This is a genomic window from Azospira restricta, from assembly GCF_016858125.1.
In the GTDB taxonomy this organism is placed as follows: domain Bacteria; phylum Pseudomonadota; class Gammaproteobacteria; order Burkholderiales; family Rhodocyclaceae; genus Proximibacter; species Proximibacter restrictus.
The window spans coordinates 682,988-700,230 of record NZ_CP064781.1; the positions used below are offsets into that span (position 1 = coordinate 682,988).

At 70.5% G+C, this 17,243-nt stretch carries 14 protein-coding genes; 8 read left to right on the top strand and 6 right to left on the bottom strand.

What is annotated here, in order from left to right; all coding sequences use genetic code 11:
* Window positions 1–43 precede the first annotated feature (43 nt).
* From IWH25_RS03230 to IWH25_RS03245, 4 genes are all read right to left on the bottom strand, one after another.
* Complete coding sequence (locus tag IWH25_RS03230) at window positions 44–2,650, bottom strand: DNA topoisomerase III (protein WP_203387923.1); 2,607 nt, start codon at window positions 2,648–2,650, stop codon at window positions 44–46.
* 99 nt (window positions 2,651–2,749) lie between these two features.
* Window positions 2,750–3,199 (bottom strand): Smg family protein, encoded by a 450-nt coding sequence (locus IWH25_RS03235; RefSeq protein WP_203387924.1) that lies wholly within the window; start codon window positions 3,197–3,199, stop codon window positions 2,750–2,752.
* Between the two features lie 11 nt (window positions 3,200–3,210).
* A complete protein-coding gene (dprA, locus tag IWH25_RS03240; RefSeq protein WP_203387925.1) occupies window positions 3,211–4,299 on the bottom strand; it encodes a DNA-processing protein DprA in 1,089 nt (362 codons plus the stop codon).
* Window positions 4,300–4,323: 24 nt separating this feature from the next.
* Window positions 4,324–5,355, bottom strand: a complete 1,032-nt coding sequence (locus IWH25_RS03245; RefSeq protein ID WP_203387926.1) for a LysM peptidoglycan-binding domain-containing protein — start codon at window positions 5,353–5,355, stop codon at window positions 4,324–4,326.
* Window positions 5,356–5,516: 161 nt separating this feature from the next.
* Between IWH25_RS03245 and def the strand changes: the two genes are divergently transcribed.
* Both def and fmt read left to right on the top strand, forming a co-directional pair.
* Entirely contained in the window at window positions 5,517–6,020 is a 504-nt protein-coding gene (gene def, locus IWH25_RS03250; RefSeq protein WP_203387927.1) for a peptide deformylase, read from the top strand.
* An 11-nt stretch (window positions 6,021–6,031) separates the two neighbouring features.
* Window positions 6,032–6,955 carry a methionyl-tRNA formyltransferase gene (fmt, locus tag IWH25_RS03255; RefSeq protein ID WP_203387928.1) on the top strand — a complete coding sequence of 308 codons (924 nt, stop codon included), beginning with the start codon at window positions 6,032–6,034 and terminating at the stop codon, window positions 6,953–6,955.
* Window positions 6,956–7,142: 187 nt separating this feature from the next.
* On the opposite strand, the gene IWH25_RS03260 is transcribed toward fmt, so the two are convergent.
* Window positions 7,143–8,090 carry a S1/P1 nuclease gene (locus tag IWH25_RS03260; RefSeq protein WP_203387929.1) on the bottom strand — a complete coding sequence of 316 codons (948 nt, stop codon included), beginning with the start codon at window positions 8,088–8,090 and terminating at the stop codon, window positions 7,143–7,145.
* A gap of 8 nt (window positions 8,091–8,098) precedes the next feature.
* Window positions 8,099–9,022 (bottom strand): cation diffusion facilitator family transporter, encoded by a 924-nt coding sequence (locus IWH25_RS03265; RefSeq protein ID WP_203387930.1) that lies wholly within the window; start codon window positions 9,020–9,022, stop codon window positions 8,099–8,101.
* Between the two features lie 31 nt (window positions 9,023–9,053).
* Between IWH25_RS03265 and rsmB the strand changes: the two genes are divergently transcribed.
* From rsmB to IWH25_RS03300, 6 genes are read left to right on the top strand one after another with little or no spacing between them, the layout of a single operon-like run.
* The gene (gene rsmB / locus IWH25_RS03270) at window positions 9,054–10,382 is read left to right on the top strand and encodes a 16S rRNA (cytosine(967)-C(5))-methyltransferase RsmB (protein WP_203387931.1); all 1,329 of its coding nucleotides are present in this window, start codon (window positions 9,054–9,056) and stop codon (window positions 10,380–10,382) included.
* The gene (locus tag IWH25_RS03275; protein WP_203387932.1) at window positions 10,342–10,935 is read left to right on the top strand and encodes a DUF4390 domain-containing protein; all 594 of its coding nucleotides are present in this window, start codon (window positions 10,342–10,344) and stop codon (window positions 10,933–10,935) included. Before rsmB ends, IWH25_RS03275 begins: the two co-directional genes overlap by 41 nt.
* Window positions 10,932–13,046, top strand: a complete 2,115-nt coding sequence (locus IWH25_RS03280) for a sensor histidine kinase (protein WP_203387933.1) — start codon at window positions 10,932–10,934, stop codon at window positions 13,044–13,046. The genes IWH25_RS03275 and IWH25_RS03280 overlap by 4 nt, the downstream gene beginning before the upstream one ends.
* A gap of 4 nt (window positions 13,047–13,050) precedes the next feature.
* Entirely contained in the window at window positions 13,051–14,304 is a 1,254-nt protein-coding gene (locus IWH25_RS18975; RefSeq protein ID WP_238998985.1) for a sigma-54-dependent transcriptional regulator, read from the top strand.
* A 36-nt stretch (window positions 14,305–14,340) separates the two neighbouring features.
* Window positions 14,341–15,774 (top strand): Trk system potassium transporter TrkA, encoded by a 1,434-nt coding sequence (trkA, locus tag IWH25_RS03295; protein WP_203387934.1) that lies wholly within the window; start codon window positions 14,341–14,343, stop codon window positions 15,772–15,774.
* A gap of 10 nt (window positions 15,775–15,784) precedes the next feature.
* Entirely contained in the window at window positions 15,785–17,239 is a 1,455-nt protein-coding gene (locus IWH25_RS03300) for a TrkH family potassium uptake protein (RefSeq protein WP_376990664.1), read from the top strand.
* Window positions 17,240–17,243: the final 4 nt, after the last annotated feature.

Sequence of the window (17,243 nt, forward strand, 5' to 3'; positions counted from 1 at the left end):
AAGGGCCACCCGCGGGTGGCCCTTTGCATTGGCGGTGGCGGGCTCAGGCGTCCTTCTTGCGCGACGCCGCAGCCTTCTTCGCCGCTGGCTTGGCGGCGGGCTTCGCCGCCTTGGCCGGGGCCTCCGCCGCTTCGTCCTTCTTCGCCGCGCCCTTGGTCGGCGCCTTCGCCTCGCGCTTCTCGAATTCGAAGCCGACCTTGCCGTCCTTGCCGCGGACGAGGAAGGCCGAGAACTTGCGCCGGGTCTTGTTCGAGACGAAGTTCTTCAGCAGGTCGGTGCGGCCGGTTTCGAGCAGCTTCTGCATCTGCTCGCGCTCGATCGGCTGCTGCAGGATGATCTTGCCGGAGCGGAAGTCGCAGGTGCGCTCGGGGCCGACCGATTTTTCGCAGACGTAGGCCAGGCCGTGCTCGAAAACGCGGGACTGGCACTTCGGGCAGGCGCCGAGCGGCTGCTGCTCGGAGAAGTCGACCGCCTCGGCGGTGCCGTCCTCGCCGCCGGCGCCCTGGCCGAAGTCGAACTCCGGCGCGTGCTCGGCGTTGAGCTTGATCAGCGCGTTGAACGGGCGGCCCATCTTGTTGCGGAAGCCGGTCAGCGGGCCGATGACGCGATCGGTGAGCAGCGCCTCGATCTCCTCCGGCTCGAACTGGCGGCCGGCGACGATCTTCCACAGGCCGTAGTCGCAGTCGCTGCACTGGAATTTCTTGTAGGTCTCGCGGATCAGGCCGCCGCACTTCGGGCACGGCGCCTGCAACAGGCCGAAGTCGCCGGGGATCGTGTCGCTGTCGTAGCTCTTCGCGCGGGCGACGATGTGCTGCGTCATCGCCGCGATCTCCTGCATGAACGCCTCGCGCGACAGCTCGCCCTTCTCCATCCGCGCCAGTTTCCATTCCCAATCGCCGGTCAGTTCCGGGTGCGTCAGCTCGGGGATGCCGAGGCCGTTCAACAGCGTCATCAGCGAGAAGGCCTTGGCGGTCGGGATCAGCTCCCTGCCCTCGCGGTGGATGTACTGCTCGCCGATCAGGTTCTCGATGATCTGCGCGCGCGTCGCCGGCGTGCCGAGGCCGCGGCCGGCCATCGCCGCGCGCAGCTCGTCGTCGTCGACCATCTTGCCGGCGCCTTCCATCGCGGACAGCAGCGTCGCTTCCGAGTAGCGCGCCGGCGGCCTGGTTTCGTTGGCCTTGACCAGCACGTCGTCGGTCTTCACCTTCTCCTTCGCCTGCACCGGCACCAGGTTGGCCTCCTCGTCCTGCGCCTCGCGGCCGTAGACGGCGAGCCAGCCGGGATTGACCAGCACCTTGCCCTCGGTCTTGAACGGTTCGCCGGCGACGCGCGTGATGCGCGTCGTGACCAGGTACTCGGCGGCCGGGTAGAAGACCGCGAGGAAGCGCTTGACGACCATGTCGTAGAGCTTCTGCTCCGGCTCCGAGAGGTGCTTCGGCGCCTGCAGCGTCGGGATGATCGCGAAGTGGTCGGAGATCTTGGCGTTGTTGAAGATGCGCTTGTTCGGGACGACCCAGTTCTTCTTGCGGATCTCGTCGGCGAAGATGCCGTAGCGGTTGGCGATCGACGGGTCGGCGCCCTTCTGCAGGTCGCGGCCGGACAGCATGTCGAGCGTCGCCTGGACGGTGCCGAGGTAGTCCTCCGGCAGCGCGCGCGCGTCGGTCCGCGGGTAGGTCAGCACCTTGTGCTTCTCGTACAGCGCCTGCGCGAGGCCCAGGGTGGCCTTGGCGGAGAAGCCGAAGCGGCCGTTCGCCTCGCGCTGCAGGCTGGTCAGGTCGTAGAGCAGCGGCGACAGCTGCGTCGACGGCTTCGCCTCTTCGCTCACCTCGCCCGGCTGGCCGAGGCACTTGGCGCGCAAGGCGTCGGCCCGGGCCTGATCCCACAGGCGGTCGGCGCGGGCGTGCTCGTCGTCGTCCTTGCCCTTGAACTTCTCGTCGAACCACTTGCCCTTGTAGTCGCCGGCGGCCGCGGCGAAGCTCGCCTCGACCTCCCAGTAGGCGCGCGGCTTGAACTTCTTGATCTTCTCCTCGCGCTCGACCAGGATCGCCAGCGTCGGCGTCTGCACGCGGCCGACCGTGGTCAGGTGGAAGCCGCCGGTCTTCGAGTTGAATGCGGTCATCGCGCGCGTGCCGTTGATGCCGACCAGCCAGTCGGACTCGGAACGGCAGACGGCGGCGTCGGCCAGCCCGCGCAGGTCGGCGCCCGGGCGCAGCGCGGCGAAGCCGTCGCGGATCGCCGCCGGCGTCATCGACTGCAGCCACAGGCGCTGCACCGGCTTGCCGCTCTTCGCGTGCTGCGCGATGTAGTTGAAGATCAGCTCGCCCTCGCGGCCCGCGTCGCAGGCGTTCACCAGGCCGACGACGTCCTTGCGCTTGATCAGCTTGGTCAGCAGTTTCAGCCGCGACTCGTTCTTCTCGATCGGCTTCAGGTCGAAGTGCGGCGGGATCACCGGCAGGTGCGCGAAGGACCACTTGCCGCGCTTGACCTCGTAGGCCTCCGGGCAGGCCAGTTCGAGCAGGTGACCGACCGCCGAGCTGAGCACGTACTCCTCGCTCTCGAAATAGTCGTCGTGCTTGGTGAAGCCGCCGAGGGCGCGCGCGATGTCGGCGGCGACGGAGGGTTTCTCGGCGATGATCAGCTTCTTCGTCATGGAAGGGCGCTCAGGAGGCGGCCGAAGGCCGGCGGTCGATGGTTGCGGGGGATGATAAGAGGGTTCGCCCGCCGCGCGCAAGCCGCTGCCGGGCGGGTGTCAGTGCAGCGGGACGTCGTCCGGGGTGTTCAGCAGCTCCTCGACGATCAGCGGTTCGAGGTCCTGCTCCTGGCTCCACAGCACCATCAGGACGATGATCTTCAGCTTGTCCAGGGGCACCGGGTCGTCGTCGAGGCTCATCGCCCGGTCGAGGATCAGTTCGCGCAGCGGCGGCGTGACGACGCCGGCGGCGGCGAGGAAGAGCACGAAATCGAGGCCGTCCGGACCGAGCCGGGCCTGTTCGTCGACGGTGTAGACCCGCGTTGCGCGCGGGTCGCCGACGAAGTCCGCCGGCCGCGCCGATTTCAGCTCGTCCAGCCAGTCGAGCGCGAGCGAGATCTCGTCGGGGTCGAAGCCGGCGGCGGACAGCTTCTTCACCAGCGCGTCCGGCGCCGGATGGGTGCGGAAATCGTAGTAGTTCTGGAAGAGGAAGACGAGGACGTCGATCATTGTTATATGCGTTATTCCGCCAACCGCTGATAGCGGCCTCCCGGCAGGCTGGCGACCCGACCGTCGAGCTCCAGCTGCAACAGGATCACGGAAAGCGCATCGGCCGTCAAGCCGGAGCGGCCGACCAGCTCGTCGATCGTGATCGGGTCGAAGCCGGCCTGGTCGAGCAGGCGGCCGGCGGCGTCGCTGCCGGCCGGGCGCGTCGCCGGGGCGTCGGGCAGGGTTTGCGGGCGTGCGCCGCCGCCGAGTTCGTCGAGGACGTCGGCGACCGATTCGACCAGCTTCGCGCCCTGCCGGATCAGGCGGTGGCAGCCGCGCGCCTGCGGCGCATGGATCGAGCCGGGGATCGCGAAGACTTCCCGGCCCTGCTCGCCGGCCAGCCGGGCGGTGATCAGCGAGCCGCTCTCGACCGCCGCCTCGACCACCAGCACGCCGCGCGCGAGGCCGGAGATCAGGCGGTTGCGGCGCGGAAAATTGGCCGCCGCGGCCGGCGTGCCGAGCGGGAACTCGGAGACGATCGCGCCGCGGTCGGCGATTTCCAGCGCCAGCGCCTGGTTGCGGGCCGGGTAGAGGCGGTCGGCGCCGGTGCCGATGACGGCGACGGTGGCGCCGCCGGCGGCCAGCGCGCCACGGTGCGCGGCGGCATCGATACCGAGCGCGAGGCCGCTGACGATGACGAAGCCGGCCTCCGCCAGTGCGCCGGCGAAGGCGCGGGCGTTGCCCTCCCCTTGCGGCGTCGCGTTGCGGCTGCCGACGACGGCGAGCGCGGGCCGGTTGAGCAGGCCGACGTCGCCGCGCACGTAGAGCAGCGTCGGCGGATCGGGAATGTCGAGCAGGGTTTGCGGATAGTCGGCGTCGGCCAGCGTCAGGATGCGCTGCCCGGGCTGGGCACCCCAGGCCAGCGCCGCGTCGACCGCGGCGCCGTTGTCGGTGTCAGCCAGCAGGCGAGCGGTCTTGGCGCCGACCACGCCGGCCAGTGCCGCCTCGCCGGCGGCGAAGATGTTTTCCGGCAGGCCGAAGGCGGCGAGCAGCTTGCGCTGGGTTTCGCCGCCGATGCCCGGGATCAGCGTCAGGCGCAGCCAGTCGGCGTCGGCGCGCATCGCGGGGCGGGCGGGGAGCGCTGCTCAGGGCTGGCGCAGCGCGTCGTTGATGTTCACCGCGCCGGCTGAATTCAGCACCAGCGCGTAGGAGACGCGGTCGAAGGTGCGGAAGACGAAGACCAGGCCGTAGCGCTGCTGCGGCAGGTCGAGGGTGACCGTCTTCTCGGTCAGGTCGTCGCGGAAGCTGTCGCTGCGGTTGCGGTGCAGCGCCAGCACGTGGCCGACCTCGAGACCGTCGCGGCTGCCGCGGTTGAGCGTGATCACCGAGTTGCGGCCGGCCGTGCCGACGCCGCCGTAGACCGAGGCGACGCGGGCGTCGATGTCGATCTCCGGCCGCCGCGGGACGTAGTTCACGAGCTGCGGCCGGGCGGCTGGCAGCAGGCGGTCGCCGCGGCCGATCTCCTGCTTGGCGGTGGCGACGACGAAGACGCCCGGTTCGCCGGGCTGGACCTGCTTGACGGTGCCGAGATAGAAAGCTTCGTGGCCGAGAATTTCCTTGGTCTGCGGGTCGCGCAGCGGCTTCGCCGGGCGGTATACCTGCCAGTTCTCCTGTTGCGGCCGGTCGCCGGCGCCGGCAACGAAGGCGGTGTCGCCGGGGCCGAGGAAGACGCGCTCCTCCTGCATGGCGACGATGCGCGCGCCGTTCTGGACGGTGATGTCCTCGACGATCAGCGGTTCCGAGATGAAGGGTTCGATGACGTTCGGCGGGATGCTCGGGATGGTCTGCTCGAGCGCCTCGCTGTAGATCTTCGGCTGCAGCTTGTTGTTGCCGGCGACGCGCAGCAGTGGCTTGCCGTTGGCGTCGCGGTCGAGCACGATCACGTCGCCGGGGTAGATGCGGTGCGGGTTCTTGATCTGGTCCTGGTTCATCCGCCAGATTTCCGGCCAGCGCCAGGGCTCGCTGAGAAACTTGGCGGAGATGCCCCACAGCGTGTCGCCGGGGACGACGATGTGGCGGTCGGGGGCGTTGTCGGCGATCTTCAGCGGCGCCGGGTCGGCGGCCTGGGCGAAGCTGGCGGCCAGCGCCAGCAGGAGCGCGGATATAATGCGGGTCATCGTGCTATCCTCATTCGAGCGCCCGGAACAACCGGTGCCTGGATCGTGTCATAGGGGCCGGATGGCTGCGGAGCACTTGCGCAGACAACCACTCTTTCCGCCCAGAGTCAAGACTTTGCGTTAGATTCTGCACGTAATTACTTCTTCGAGCAAGCTTTTTCATGGCACTTCTTCCCATTCTCCGCTTCCCCGATCCGCGTCTGCGGAAAGTCGCCGCGCCGGTCACGAAAGTTGACGACGGCATTCGCCGGCTGGCCGCCGACATGGCCGAAACGATGTACGAGGCGCCCGGGATCGGGCTGGCGGCGACCCAGGTCGATGTGCACAAGCAGGTGATCGTCATTGACGTTTCGGAAACCAAGGACCAGCTGCTGGTGCTGATCAATCCCGAGCTGCTGCACGACGAAGGGCTGCAGGTCGGCGAGGAAGGCTGCCTGTCGGTGCCCGGCATCTACGACAAGGTCGAGCGTGCCGAGAAGGTCGGCATCCGCTATCTCGACCTGCAGGGCGAGGCGCGGACGCTCGAGGCGGATGGCCTGCTCGCGGTGTGCATCCAGCACGAGATGGACCACCTGCGCGGCCAGGTCTTCGTCGACCACCTGTCGATGCTCAAGCAAACCCGGATCAAGGCCAAGCTCGCCAAGCAGGCGCGCATCACCGCCTGAGGCGCCCTGCCATGAAGCTGATCTTTGCCGGCACGCCGGAATTCGCGGCGACGGCCCTCGGCGCGTTGCTCGACGCCGGCCACGACGTCGCCCTCGTCCTCACCCAGCCGGACCGCCCGGCCGGCCGCGGCATGGCGCTGCAGGCCTCGCCGGTCAAGCGCCTGGCCGAGGCGCGCGGGCTGCCGGTGTTCCAGCCGACGACGCTGAAGGATCCGGTAGCGCAGGCGCAGCTCGCCGCCGTCGGCGTCGAGGCGATGGTGGTCGCCGCCTACGGCCTGCTCCTGCCGCAGGCGGTGCTCGACCTGCCCCGCCACGGCTGCCTCAACATCCACGCCTCGCTGTTGCCGCGCTGGCGCGGCGCGGCGCCGATCCAGCGCGCGCTGCTCGCCGGCGACGCCGAGACCGGCGTCTGCATCATGCAGATGGAAGCCGGGCTCGATACCGGCCCGGTGCTGCTCGCCGAGGCGACGCCGATCGCCGCCGACGACACCGCGGCGACGCTGCACGACCGTCTCGCCGGCATCGGCGGCCGCCTGATCGTCGACGCGCTGGCGCGGCTGCCGCTGCCGGCGCAGCCGCAGCCGGCCGCCGGCGTGACCTACGCGGCGAAGATCGACAAGGCGGAGAGCGCCATCGACTGGACGCGACCGGCGGCCGAGGTCGACCGCCACATCCGCGCCTTCAACCCTTTTCCCGGCGCCCACTCGGCGCTCGCCGGCGTGCCGGTGAAGCTGTGGCGCGCGCTGCCGGCGGCCGGCAACGGCCGTCCGGGCGAGGTGCTCGCTGCCGACCGCGACGGCATCGTCGTCGCTTGCGGCGAGGGGGCGCTGCGCGTCGTCGAATTGCAGAAGGCCGGCGGCAAGCGCCTGCCGGCAACGCAGTTCCTCGCCGGCCACGCCGTTGCGCCGGGCGCGCTGTTCGGCAGCGGCGCCTGAGTACCCGTCTTTCAAGTCAAGCGCCGTAGAGCGATGCGCCCTGCGCAGCGCGCAGCAGTTCTCTCGGGGACGGCCGACGCAACTCCTCGCCCTTCGGCCGGACCTCGATCCGGCGCAAAAAGGAAAAAGGCTGCGCGATGCAGCCTTTCTGCTTTCTATATTGCAGGCGGTGTTTTCCGGGGCCCGCTCAGCGCCGTGTTTCACGTGAAACATCGTCGGCGAGGAGCGCATCGAGCAGTCGCGCCAATCGCCGCCCGGCGCGGACGATCTGCGCCTGCGCCGTGCGCTGCGCGCGCGCGTGGTAGCGCTCGCCGATCGCCGGCGCTGCGTCGTCGAGGCCGGCGTAGGCGGCGCTGCGCGCCAGCTCCCGGCTCTCGCCGATCCAGCGGGCGACGTCGGTGGTGCCCTCCTCTTCCCCGCCGTCGGCGGCGGTGCGCAGCAGCGCACTCGCCGCCGCTTCCAGCCGTTCCCCGCGCAGCCAGGGCGGCCCCGGCAGGTCGTCCCAGTAGGCGTGCAGCGTCATCGCGCGCAGCCGCGGGTGCAGCGGTGTCTCCACCCACAGGCCGTTGCCGCCCTCGTCGCTGTCGCCGGCATCGTCGTGGCGGCTGGCGACGTGCAGCGGCTGGTGGGCGTCGGCGACCAGGTGGATCAGCCAGGGCAGCGCATAGCTGCGCTCGCCCGTTGTCGAGCGCGGGTCGCGCAGCGTCCGCATCAGCTGCGGCAGTCGGCGGTCGAGTTCGCCGTCGCCGGTACGTGTGCCGTCGTCGAGGCGGTGGTCGGCGTGATGCCAGCGGCGGTGCCGCGCCATGTCCGGGAAGCCGGGCTGGGCCGCGGTCGGCGGCGCGCCGTCGTCGTGGAAGCGCCGGTCGCGCTTGATGTCGTCGGGCCAGGTCGAGGCGGCGAGGAAGGCGGCGTAGTCGGCGTCGCCCGCCTGCGTGCGGGCGAGCCAGTGCGCATGGTCGGGATGCGCGGCGAGCAGGCGGCCGGCGGCGATGCGCGCCGTCGGGCTCATCTCGCGCCAGGCGATCGCCGCCGACAGGCGGTGGCCGGCGGCGTTCCAGGCCAGCGCCGGCGCGCTCGTGGCGAGCAGCACGGCGCCCAGGATGGCGGCGCGCAGCCGGCAGCGGGCGGCCATCGCCGGCGTCAGCGCGTCGCTCCGCCGCCGGGACGGCGGTCGAGTTCGATGTCGTGGCCGGAGACCGGGTCTTCCAGCGGCTCGAGGTGGGTCAGCACCGAAGCGTGCGGCACGGCGGCGCGGACCTCGGCCTCGATTTCCTCGAGCAGGTCGTGTCCCTGCTGCACGCTCCAGGCGCCCGGCACCAGCACGTGCATGGTGACGAAGCAGCGCGCGCCGGCCTGGCGCGTGCGCAGCGCGTGGTAGTCGATGCCCTGCGCGCGGTAGCGGTCGAGCACGGCGACCACCGCCGCGTGCTGCTCGGGCGGCAGCGCGACGTCCATCAGCCCGGCGGCCGAGCGCTGCAGCAGCTGCCAGCCGGTCCACACGATGTTCGCCGCGACCAGCAGTGCCAGCAGCGGGTCCAGCCACAGCCAGCCGGTCAGCGCGACGGCGCCGACGCCGACGACGACGCCGGCCGAGGTCCACACGTCGGTCAGCAGGTGATGGGCGTCGGCTTCCAGCGTGATCGAGCGATGCTCGCGGCCGGCGGCGAGCAGAATGCGGGCGGCGCCGAGGTTGATCAGCGAGGCGAGCACCGAAACGACGAGGCCGGCGCCGATCTGTTCGAGCGGCTGCGGATGGAGCAGCCGCTCGATCGCGGCGACGGCGATGCCGACCGCCGCGGCGAGGATCAGGAAGCCCTCGAAGCCGCTGGCGAAGTATTCGGCCTTGCCGTGGCCGAAGGCATGCTCGTCGTCCGGCGGTTGCGCGGCGACGGTCAGCATCGCCAGCGCCATCAGCGCACCGGCGAGGTTCACGCCGGATTCGAGGGCGTCGGAGAGCAGGCCGACCGAGCCGGTCAGCCACCAGGCGGCGGTCTTCAGCGCTATGGTGGCGAGCGCGGCGGCGATAGACAGCCAGGCGAAGCGTTTCAGTGAAGGCGGAACCATCCCGACATTATGCCGGAACACTGTTGTAGCCATGCTACACTCCTCGGCAATTTCCTTGAGCTACAGTCGCTTGCGTACCCCTTCCCGCCCCGCTGCCCCGCCTGCCCTGGCCGCCGATTCGCTGGCCTATTCGCTGCTGCTCGCCGCGCGCGCCGTCGCTGCCGTCCTCGGCGGCAGCAACCTGCCCGACGCGCTCGCCGGCCATGCCGGCGAACCGGCCGCGGCGCGTGCCGCGGCGCAGGATCTGGCCTACGGCGCGCTGCGCCGCTTCGCTCAGGGCGACGCGCTGCTCGCCGCGCTGATCGCGCGGCCGCTGGCGCAGCCGGAACCGCGCGCGCTGCTGCTGTGCGCGCTCTATCGCCTCGAAACGCGGCCGGAAGCGGCGCACACCGTCGTCGACCAGGCGGTCGAGGCCGCCGGCCGGCTGGCCAACGGGGCCTTCCGCGGCCTGGTCAACGGCGTGCTGCGCAACTACCTGCGCCGCCGCGACGAGTTGCTGTCCGGCCTTACCGGCGACGAGGCGCGTCACTGGCACCCGGCGTGGTGGCTGCGCCGCCTGCGTACGGCCTACCCGGACGCGTGGCCGGGCATCGTCGCCGCCGGCAACGGCCTGCCGCCGATGGCGCTGCGCGTCAACCGCCGCCGCTGCAGCCGCGACGATTACCTGGCGCAGCTCGCCGCGGCCGGCATCGCGGCGCGGCCGACCGGCACCGACGGCATCCTGCTCGACCGGCCGCAGCCGGTGGATGCGCTGCCCGGCTTCTTCGCCGGCCTGGCGTCGGTGCAGGACCCCGGCGCCCAGCGCGCCGCCGAGCTGCTCGACGTCGCCGCCGGCCAGCGCGTGCTCGACGCCTGCGCGGCGCCCGGCGGCAAGGCCGCGCACCTGCTCGAACGGGCCGACGTCGCGCTGACCGCGCTCGACGTCGACGCCCGCCGCGCCCGGCGCATCGAAGAGAACCTCGGCCGGCTCGGCCTCGCCGCCACGGTGCGCGTCGCCGATGCGCGCCAGGTGAGGAAGTGGTGGGACGGCGTGCCGTTCGAGCGCATCCTCGCCGACGTGCCCTGCTCCGCGTCCGGCGTCGTCCGCCGCCATCCGGACGCCAAGTGGCTGCGCCGCGAGGACGACATCGCCGGCTTCGCCGCGACGCAGCGGCAGATCCTCGGCGCGCTGTGGCCGACGCTGGCGCCGGGCGGTAAACTGCTCTACGCCACCTGCTCGGTGTTTCCGGAAGAGAACCAGGAGCAGGTGGCCGGCTTCCTCGCTGCGGAGGCCCGGGCGGAACTGGTCGCCGAAGAACAACTGCTGCCGCAGGGGGATCATGACGGCTTCTATTACGCGCTGCTGCAGAAGGCTCGCTGAGGCGCTGTTCGCCCTCTGCCTGGCCGTGTCGACGGCGCTCGCCGCCGATATCGACCTGCGCAACGTGCAGCTCCTGCCGGCCGAGGACGGCGGCCTCGCGCTGTCCGCCGAATTCGGCCTTGACTTCAACCCGCGCCTCGAAGAGGCGGTCGGCAAGGGGCTGGCGCTCTATTTCGTCGCCGAGTTCGAACTGATCCGGCCGCGCTGGTACTGGTTCGACGAGAAGGTGGCGAAGGCCAGCCAGACCTGGCGCCTGACCTACCACGCGCTGACCCGCCAGTACCGCTTGTCCACCGGCGTCCTGCACCAGAGCTTCGGCTCGCTCGACGAGGCGCTGCGCGTGCTGTCGCGGGTGCGCCACTGGCCGGTCGTCGAGCGCGACCGCGTGCACCCCGGCGAGCGCTTCGACGCGATGCTGCGCATGCGCCTCGACGTCTCGCAGCTGCCCAAGCCGTTCCAGGTCGAGGCGCTGTCGAACCGGGACTGGCTGCTCGACACCGACTGGAAGCGGTGGACGCTGACCGTGCCGGCGGCCGGAGGCGACGGCAAATGAAGGTCCTGCTGATCGTCGCGTCGGCCTTCGCCGCCATCCTGCTCTTCCTGCTCGCCACCGCCAGCGCGAACACCGCGCTGTTCGCGCGTCACTATCCGTGGCTGATCGCGCTCAACGTGATCGTCGCGTTGGCGCTGCTGTCGCTGGTCGGCTGGCAGCTGCGCCAGCTGTGGCGCGAGCACCGGCAGCAGGTCTTCGGCTCGCGGCTGAAGCTACGGCTGATGCTCTTCTTCGGGCTGATGGCGGTGCTGCCGGGGGCGCTGATCTACGGCGTCTCGGTGCAGTTCCTGACCAAGAGCATCGAGAGCTGGTTCGACGTGCGCGTCGAGAAGGCGCTCGAATCCGGCCTCAACCTCGGCCGCAGCGCGCTCGACGCGCAGCTCGCCGACCTGATGGACAAGGCGCAGGGGGCGGCGCTCGAACTCGCCGACCTGCCCGAGTCGCAGCACCGCGCGCAGCTCAACCGCCAGCGCGAGCAGGCCGGTTCGGAAACCGCAGCACTGTTCTCGCTGTCCGGCCAGCTGCTCGGCAGCGCCACCAGCGGCCTCGGCGTGCTGCTGCCGCCGCAGCCGTCGCCGACGCAGCTGCAGCAGGCGCGCGCCGGCCGCGGCGTCGGCGCCGTCGAAGGCGAGGCCGAGCACCTCTACCTGCGCGTGCTGGTGCCGCTGGTGTCGCGCAGCCTCGGCGCCGAGCCTCGCCTGTTGCAGCTGACGCACGCGGTGCCGGCCGGCGTCGCGCAGAACGCCGAGGCGGTGCAGGAGGTCTATCGCGACTACCAGGAACTGTCGCTCGGCCGCCAGGGGCTGACGCAGATCTACGCGCTGACGCTGACGCTGACCGTGCTGCTGGCGCTGTTCGCCGCCTTCGCGCTGGCCTTCGTCATGGCGCGCCGGCTGTCGGCGCCGCTGTCGATCCTCGCCGAGGGCACGCAGGCGGTCGCCGCCGGCGACTACACGCCGCGCCAGGCGATCTACAGCCGCGACGAGCTGGGCGTGCTGACCCAGTCGTTCAGCCAGATGACGCGCCAGCTCGACGACGCGCGCAAGGAGGCCGAGCGCCACCGCGCCGAGGTCGAGGCCGGCCATGCCTACCTCGAGTCGATTCTCGCCAACCTCTCCGCCGGCGTCCTCGTCTTCGACCGCGGCTTCCGCCTGCGCAACATGAACGCCGGCGCGCTCTCCATCCTCGCCGACGACTTCGCCGGCCTGATCGGCGAGCCGATCGAGGCGTGGCCGCGCCAGCGCGTGCTCGGCGACGCGATCCGCAGCGGCTTTGCCGGCCGCAGCAGCGACGAGTGGCACACCCAGCTCGAGCTGGAGCGGCCGAACGGCATGCCGCAGGTACTGCTGCTGCGCGGCTCGAAGCTGCCGGAGGCGAGCGGCGGCGGCCACGTCGTCGTCTTCGACGACGTCACCCGGCTGATCGCCGCGCAGCGCAGCGCGGCCTGGGGCGAGGTGGCGCGCCGCCTGGCGCACGAGATCAAGAACCCGCTGACGCCGATCCAGCTCTCCGCCGAACGCCTGCAGATGAAGCTCGCCGACAAGCTCGGCAACGGCGACGCCGATTTCCTCAAGCGCGGCACGCAGACGATCATTAGCCAGGTGCAGGCGATGAAGCGGATGGTCGACGATTTCCGCGACTACGCGCGGATGCCGGCGCCGGAAGTGGCGCCGCTCGACCTCAACGGCCTCGTCGGCGAGGTGCTCGGCCTCTACGAGACCTCGCACGCCGAGGTCGCCGTCGCGCTCGCCGCCGACCTGCCGCCGGTGCTCGGCGACGCGACGCAGATGCGGCAGATCATCCACAACCTGCTGCGCAACGCCGAGGACGCGCAGGAGGGGCGGCCCGACGCCCGCATCGAGATCGCCACCCGCCGCACCGGCCGCTTTGCCGAACTCGCCGTCGCCGACGCCGGCCCCGGCTTCCCGGCCGAGATCATGGCGCGCGTCTTCGAGCCCTACGTCACCACCAAGGACAAGGGCACCGGCCTCGGGCTGGCCATCGTCAAGAAGATCGTGGACGAACACCACGGCAGCATCGACATCACCAACCGGCAACCGACGGGCGCGCAGGTCTCGATCCGCCTGCCGCTGGTTGCAGAGGAGCACTAAGGAAATGGCACAAATACTGGTCGTCGACGACGAAGTCGGCATCCGTGAACTGCTCTCGGAAATCCTCGCCGACGAGGGGCACACCGTCTGGCTGGCGGAGAACGCCACCGCTGCGCGCAAGGTGCGCGGCGAGAAGCGCCCCGACCTCGTGCTGCTCGACATCTGGATGCCCGACACCGATGGTATCTCGCTGCTCAAGGAATGGTCGGCGGGCGGCCTGCTGACGATGCCGGTGGTGATGATGTCCGGGCACGGCACGATCGACACCGCGGTCGAGGCGACGCGCTTCGGCGCCGCCGACTTCCTGGAGAAGCCGATCGCGCTGCAGAAGCTGCTCGGCACCGTGAAGAAGGCCCTGAAGCACGAGGTGGCGCCGGCCAAGGCGCCGCTGACGCTGGACGCCTTCGCCCGCTCGCCGCTGATCAAGGACCTGAAGAAGCGGCTCGAGCAGGCGGCGGCGAAGACGCCGGTGCTGCTGCTCAAGTCGGCGTCGAGCGCGATCGCCGAACTGTGCGCGCGCTCGCTGCTGGCGCCGCACGCGCCGTGGCTGGACCTCGCCGCGGCGAGCGGCCCGCTGACCCAGGAGATGCTGCAGAAGGCCGGCGGCGGCATCCTCTTCGCCGCCGACCTGGCGACCATGGGCAAGCTGCAGCAGATGAACCTGGCGTTCGCGCTGGAGCGCCTCGAAAAGAACAATGTCATGCTGATCTGCGGCACCACCAAGGCGTTGCCGGCGCTCGCCGAGAACGGCTGGGACGCCGCCGTGCTGGCCCGCGTCGGCGAGGTCTGGGTGGCGCTGCCGCAGCTCTCCGCGCACACCGACGAGGTGCCGGAGATCGCTTCGCTGCTGCTGACGCAGCTCGCCGAGCGCGGCGAGGTGCCGCCGCGCCGCTTCGCCGTCGGTGCGCTGAATGCGCTGCGCATGCACCGCTGGCAGGGCGACTGGCCGGAGCTGCAGGCGGCGGTGAAGAACCTCGCGCTGACCGCGCTCGAGGACGAGATCCTGGCCGAGGACGTCAGCCGCATCCTGCAGAGCGAGCTGCGCGAGACGAGCGACGCGCCGTCGCTGCTGCCCTTCTTCGAGCAGCCGCTGCGCGAGGCGCGCGACACCTTCGAGCGCCTCTACTTCGAGCACCAGCTGCGGCTGGAGGGTGGCAACATGACCCGCGTCGCCGAGAAATCGGGCCTCGAGCGCACCCACCTCTACCGCAAGCTGAAGCAGCTGGGCATCCAGATCGGCCGCCGCGCCGAGGAATAGCGAAGTCGCCGCCAACGCGGAACAAGGGGAACGCGCATGAAGATCGTCATCCTCGGCGCCGGCCAGGTCGGCGCCAGCGTCGCCGAAAGCCTGGTCTCGGAAGAGAACGACATCACCATCGTCGATACCGACGCGGCACGCCTCGCCTACCTGCAGGACCGCCTCGACCTGCGCACGGTGCTCGGCAACGCCGCCTGGCCGTCGGTGCTGCGCGAGGCCGGGACCGAGGATGCCGACCTGCTGATCGCGGTGACGCAGAGCGACCAGAGCAACCTGGTCGCGTGCAAGGTGGCGAAGAGCGTCTTCAACGTGCCGACCCGGATCGCCCGCCTGCGCGCCGCCGATTTCCTGGAGAGCGAGGAATTGCTGTCGGCCGACAACTTCGCCGTCGACTTCGCGCTGTGTCCCGAGGAGATCGTCACCGACTACATCGCCAAGCTGGTCGCCTTCCCCGAGGCGCTGCAGGTCGTCGAATTCGCCGGCGGCCGCGTCTGCCTGGTCGCCGTGCGCGCCTACGAGGGCGGCCTGCTCGTCGGCAAACCGATCCGCGCGATGCGCGAGCACCTGCCGCCCGGCCTCGAGGCGCGCATCCCGGCGATCTTCCGCCGCGGCCAGCCGGTCTCGCCCGACGGCGGCACCGTCATCGAGCACGGCGACGAGGTCTTCATCCTCGCCGCCACCGAGCTGATCCGGCCGGCGCTGCGCGAGCTGCGGCGCATGCAGCAGCCGGTGCGGCGGCTGATGATCGCCGGCGGCGGCAACATCGGCCTGCGCGTCGCCCGCCGCCTGCAGGAGCGCTACGAGGTCAAGGTCATCGAGCATTCGCCGGCGCGCGCCGAGCAGCTGGCGAGCGCGCTCGGCAACGCGCTGGTGCTCGCCGGCGACGCTACCGACGAGGACTTGCTGGAGCAGGAGAACATCGCCGAAATGGACATGTTCCTCGCGCTGACCAACGACGACGAGGACAACATCATGGCCGCGACGCTGGCCAAGCGGCTCGGCTGCAAGCGCGTGGTGGCGCTGATCAACCGCCGTGCCTACGCCGACATGGTGCAGGGCGGGCCGATCGACATCGGCCTGTCGCCGGCGCAGGTGTCGATCGGCGTGCTGCTGGCGCGGGTGCGGCGCGGCGACGTGGTCGGCGTGCACAGCCTGCGCCGCGGCGCCGCCGAGGCGCTGGAGCTGGTCGCCCACGGCGATGCCAAGACCTCGAAGGTGATCGGCCGCGCGATCGGCGCGATCGACTGGCCGTCGGGCGTCATCGCCGCCGCCATCGTGCGCCGGATCGACGAGCCGCAGATCGTCGGCTTCACCGACCAGGGCACGCGCATCACGCGCTACGGCGAGGTGGTCATCGCGCACCACGATACGGTGATCGAGCCGGGCGACCACGTGATCATCTTCTGCGTGAAGAAGAAGCTGGTGCGCAAGGTCGAGAAGCTGTTCCAGGTCGGCTTCGGCTTCATCTGAGGAGCGCTTCGTGAGCCGCTATGCTCCGGTTTTCCGTGCACTGGGCATGATCATCATGCTCTTCGCGATAACCATGTTGATTCCGCTCGCGCTGTCGTGGGTCGTCGACGACGGCGCGCAGAACGCCTATGACGAGGCCTTCGGCCTCACCTTCCTCGCCGGCGCCGGCCTCTGGTACCGCACGCGCAACGACAAGCGCGAACTGCAGGTGCGCGACGGCTTCCTGATGGTGGTGCTGGTGTGGACGCTGCTGCCGGCCTTCGCCACGCTGCCGCTGATGCTGCAACTGGGGATCAGCTTCACCGACGCCTACTTCGAGACGATGTCCGGATTGACGACGACCGGGTCGACGGTGCTGTCCGGGCTGGACGCGCTGCCGCTGTCGATCAACCTCTGGCGCCACCTGCTGGTCTGGCTCGGCGGCATGGGCCTGATCGTGCTCGCCATCGCCGTGCTGCCGCTGCTCGGCATCGGCGGCCGCTCGATGTTCAAGGCGGAGACGCCGGGGCCGATGAAGGACGCGAAGATGACGCCGCGCATCGCGCAGACCGCGAAGGGGCTGTGGGCCGTCTATTTCGCGGTCACCGTCGCCTGCCTGCTGGCCTACCGCGGGGCCGGCATGGACTGGTTCGACGCCGTCTGCCATACCTTCTCGACGATGGGGTTGGGCGGCTTCTCGACGCACGATACGAGCTTCGGCCACTTCGATTCGCCGGCGATCGAGGGCGTCGCCGTCGTCTTCATGCTGATCGCCGGGATGAACTTCGCGACGCTCTACCTGGCGCTGACGCAGCGCTCGGTGCGGCCCTACGTGCGCGACCCGGAGGCGCCCTGGTTTCTGCTGATCACGCTTGGCAGCGTGCTGCTGGTCGCCGCCTACATCCGCGCCAACGGCGTCTACGACAGCGACACGAGCGCGCTGCGGCATGCGCTGTTCAACGTCGTCTCGATCGCCACCACCACCGGCTACGCCAGCGTCGACTATGCGCTGTGGCCGATGTTCGCGCCGCTGTGGATGCTTTTCCTGTGCAGTTTCGCGACCAGCGCCGGTTCCACCGGCGGCGGCATCAAGATGATCCGCGCCCTGCTCCTCTACAAGCAGCTCTACCGCGAGCTGGTGCGGGCGATGCATCCGGCGGCGGTCTACAACGTGCGCATCGGCAGCCAGGTGATGCCGCAGAACATCCTCTTCGCGGCGCTCTCGTTCGGTTTCGTGTACATGGTCAGCATCGTCTCGCTGACGCTGCTCCTGTCGTTCTCGGGGCTGGACATCGTCTCCGCCTTCACCGCCGTCGTCGCCAGCGTCAACAACACCGGGCCCGGGCTGGGCGTGGTCGGCCCGTCGACCACCTATGCCGTGCTGACCGACTTCCAGACCTGGGTGTGCAGCTTCGCGATGCTGCTCGGCCGCCTCGAACTGTTCACGCTGCTGGTGGTGCTGACGCCGGCGTTCTGGCGCAAGTAGCGGC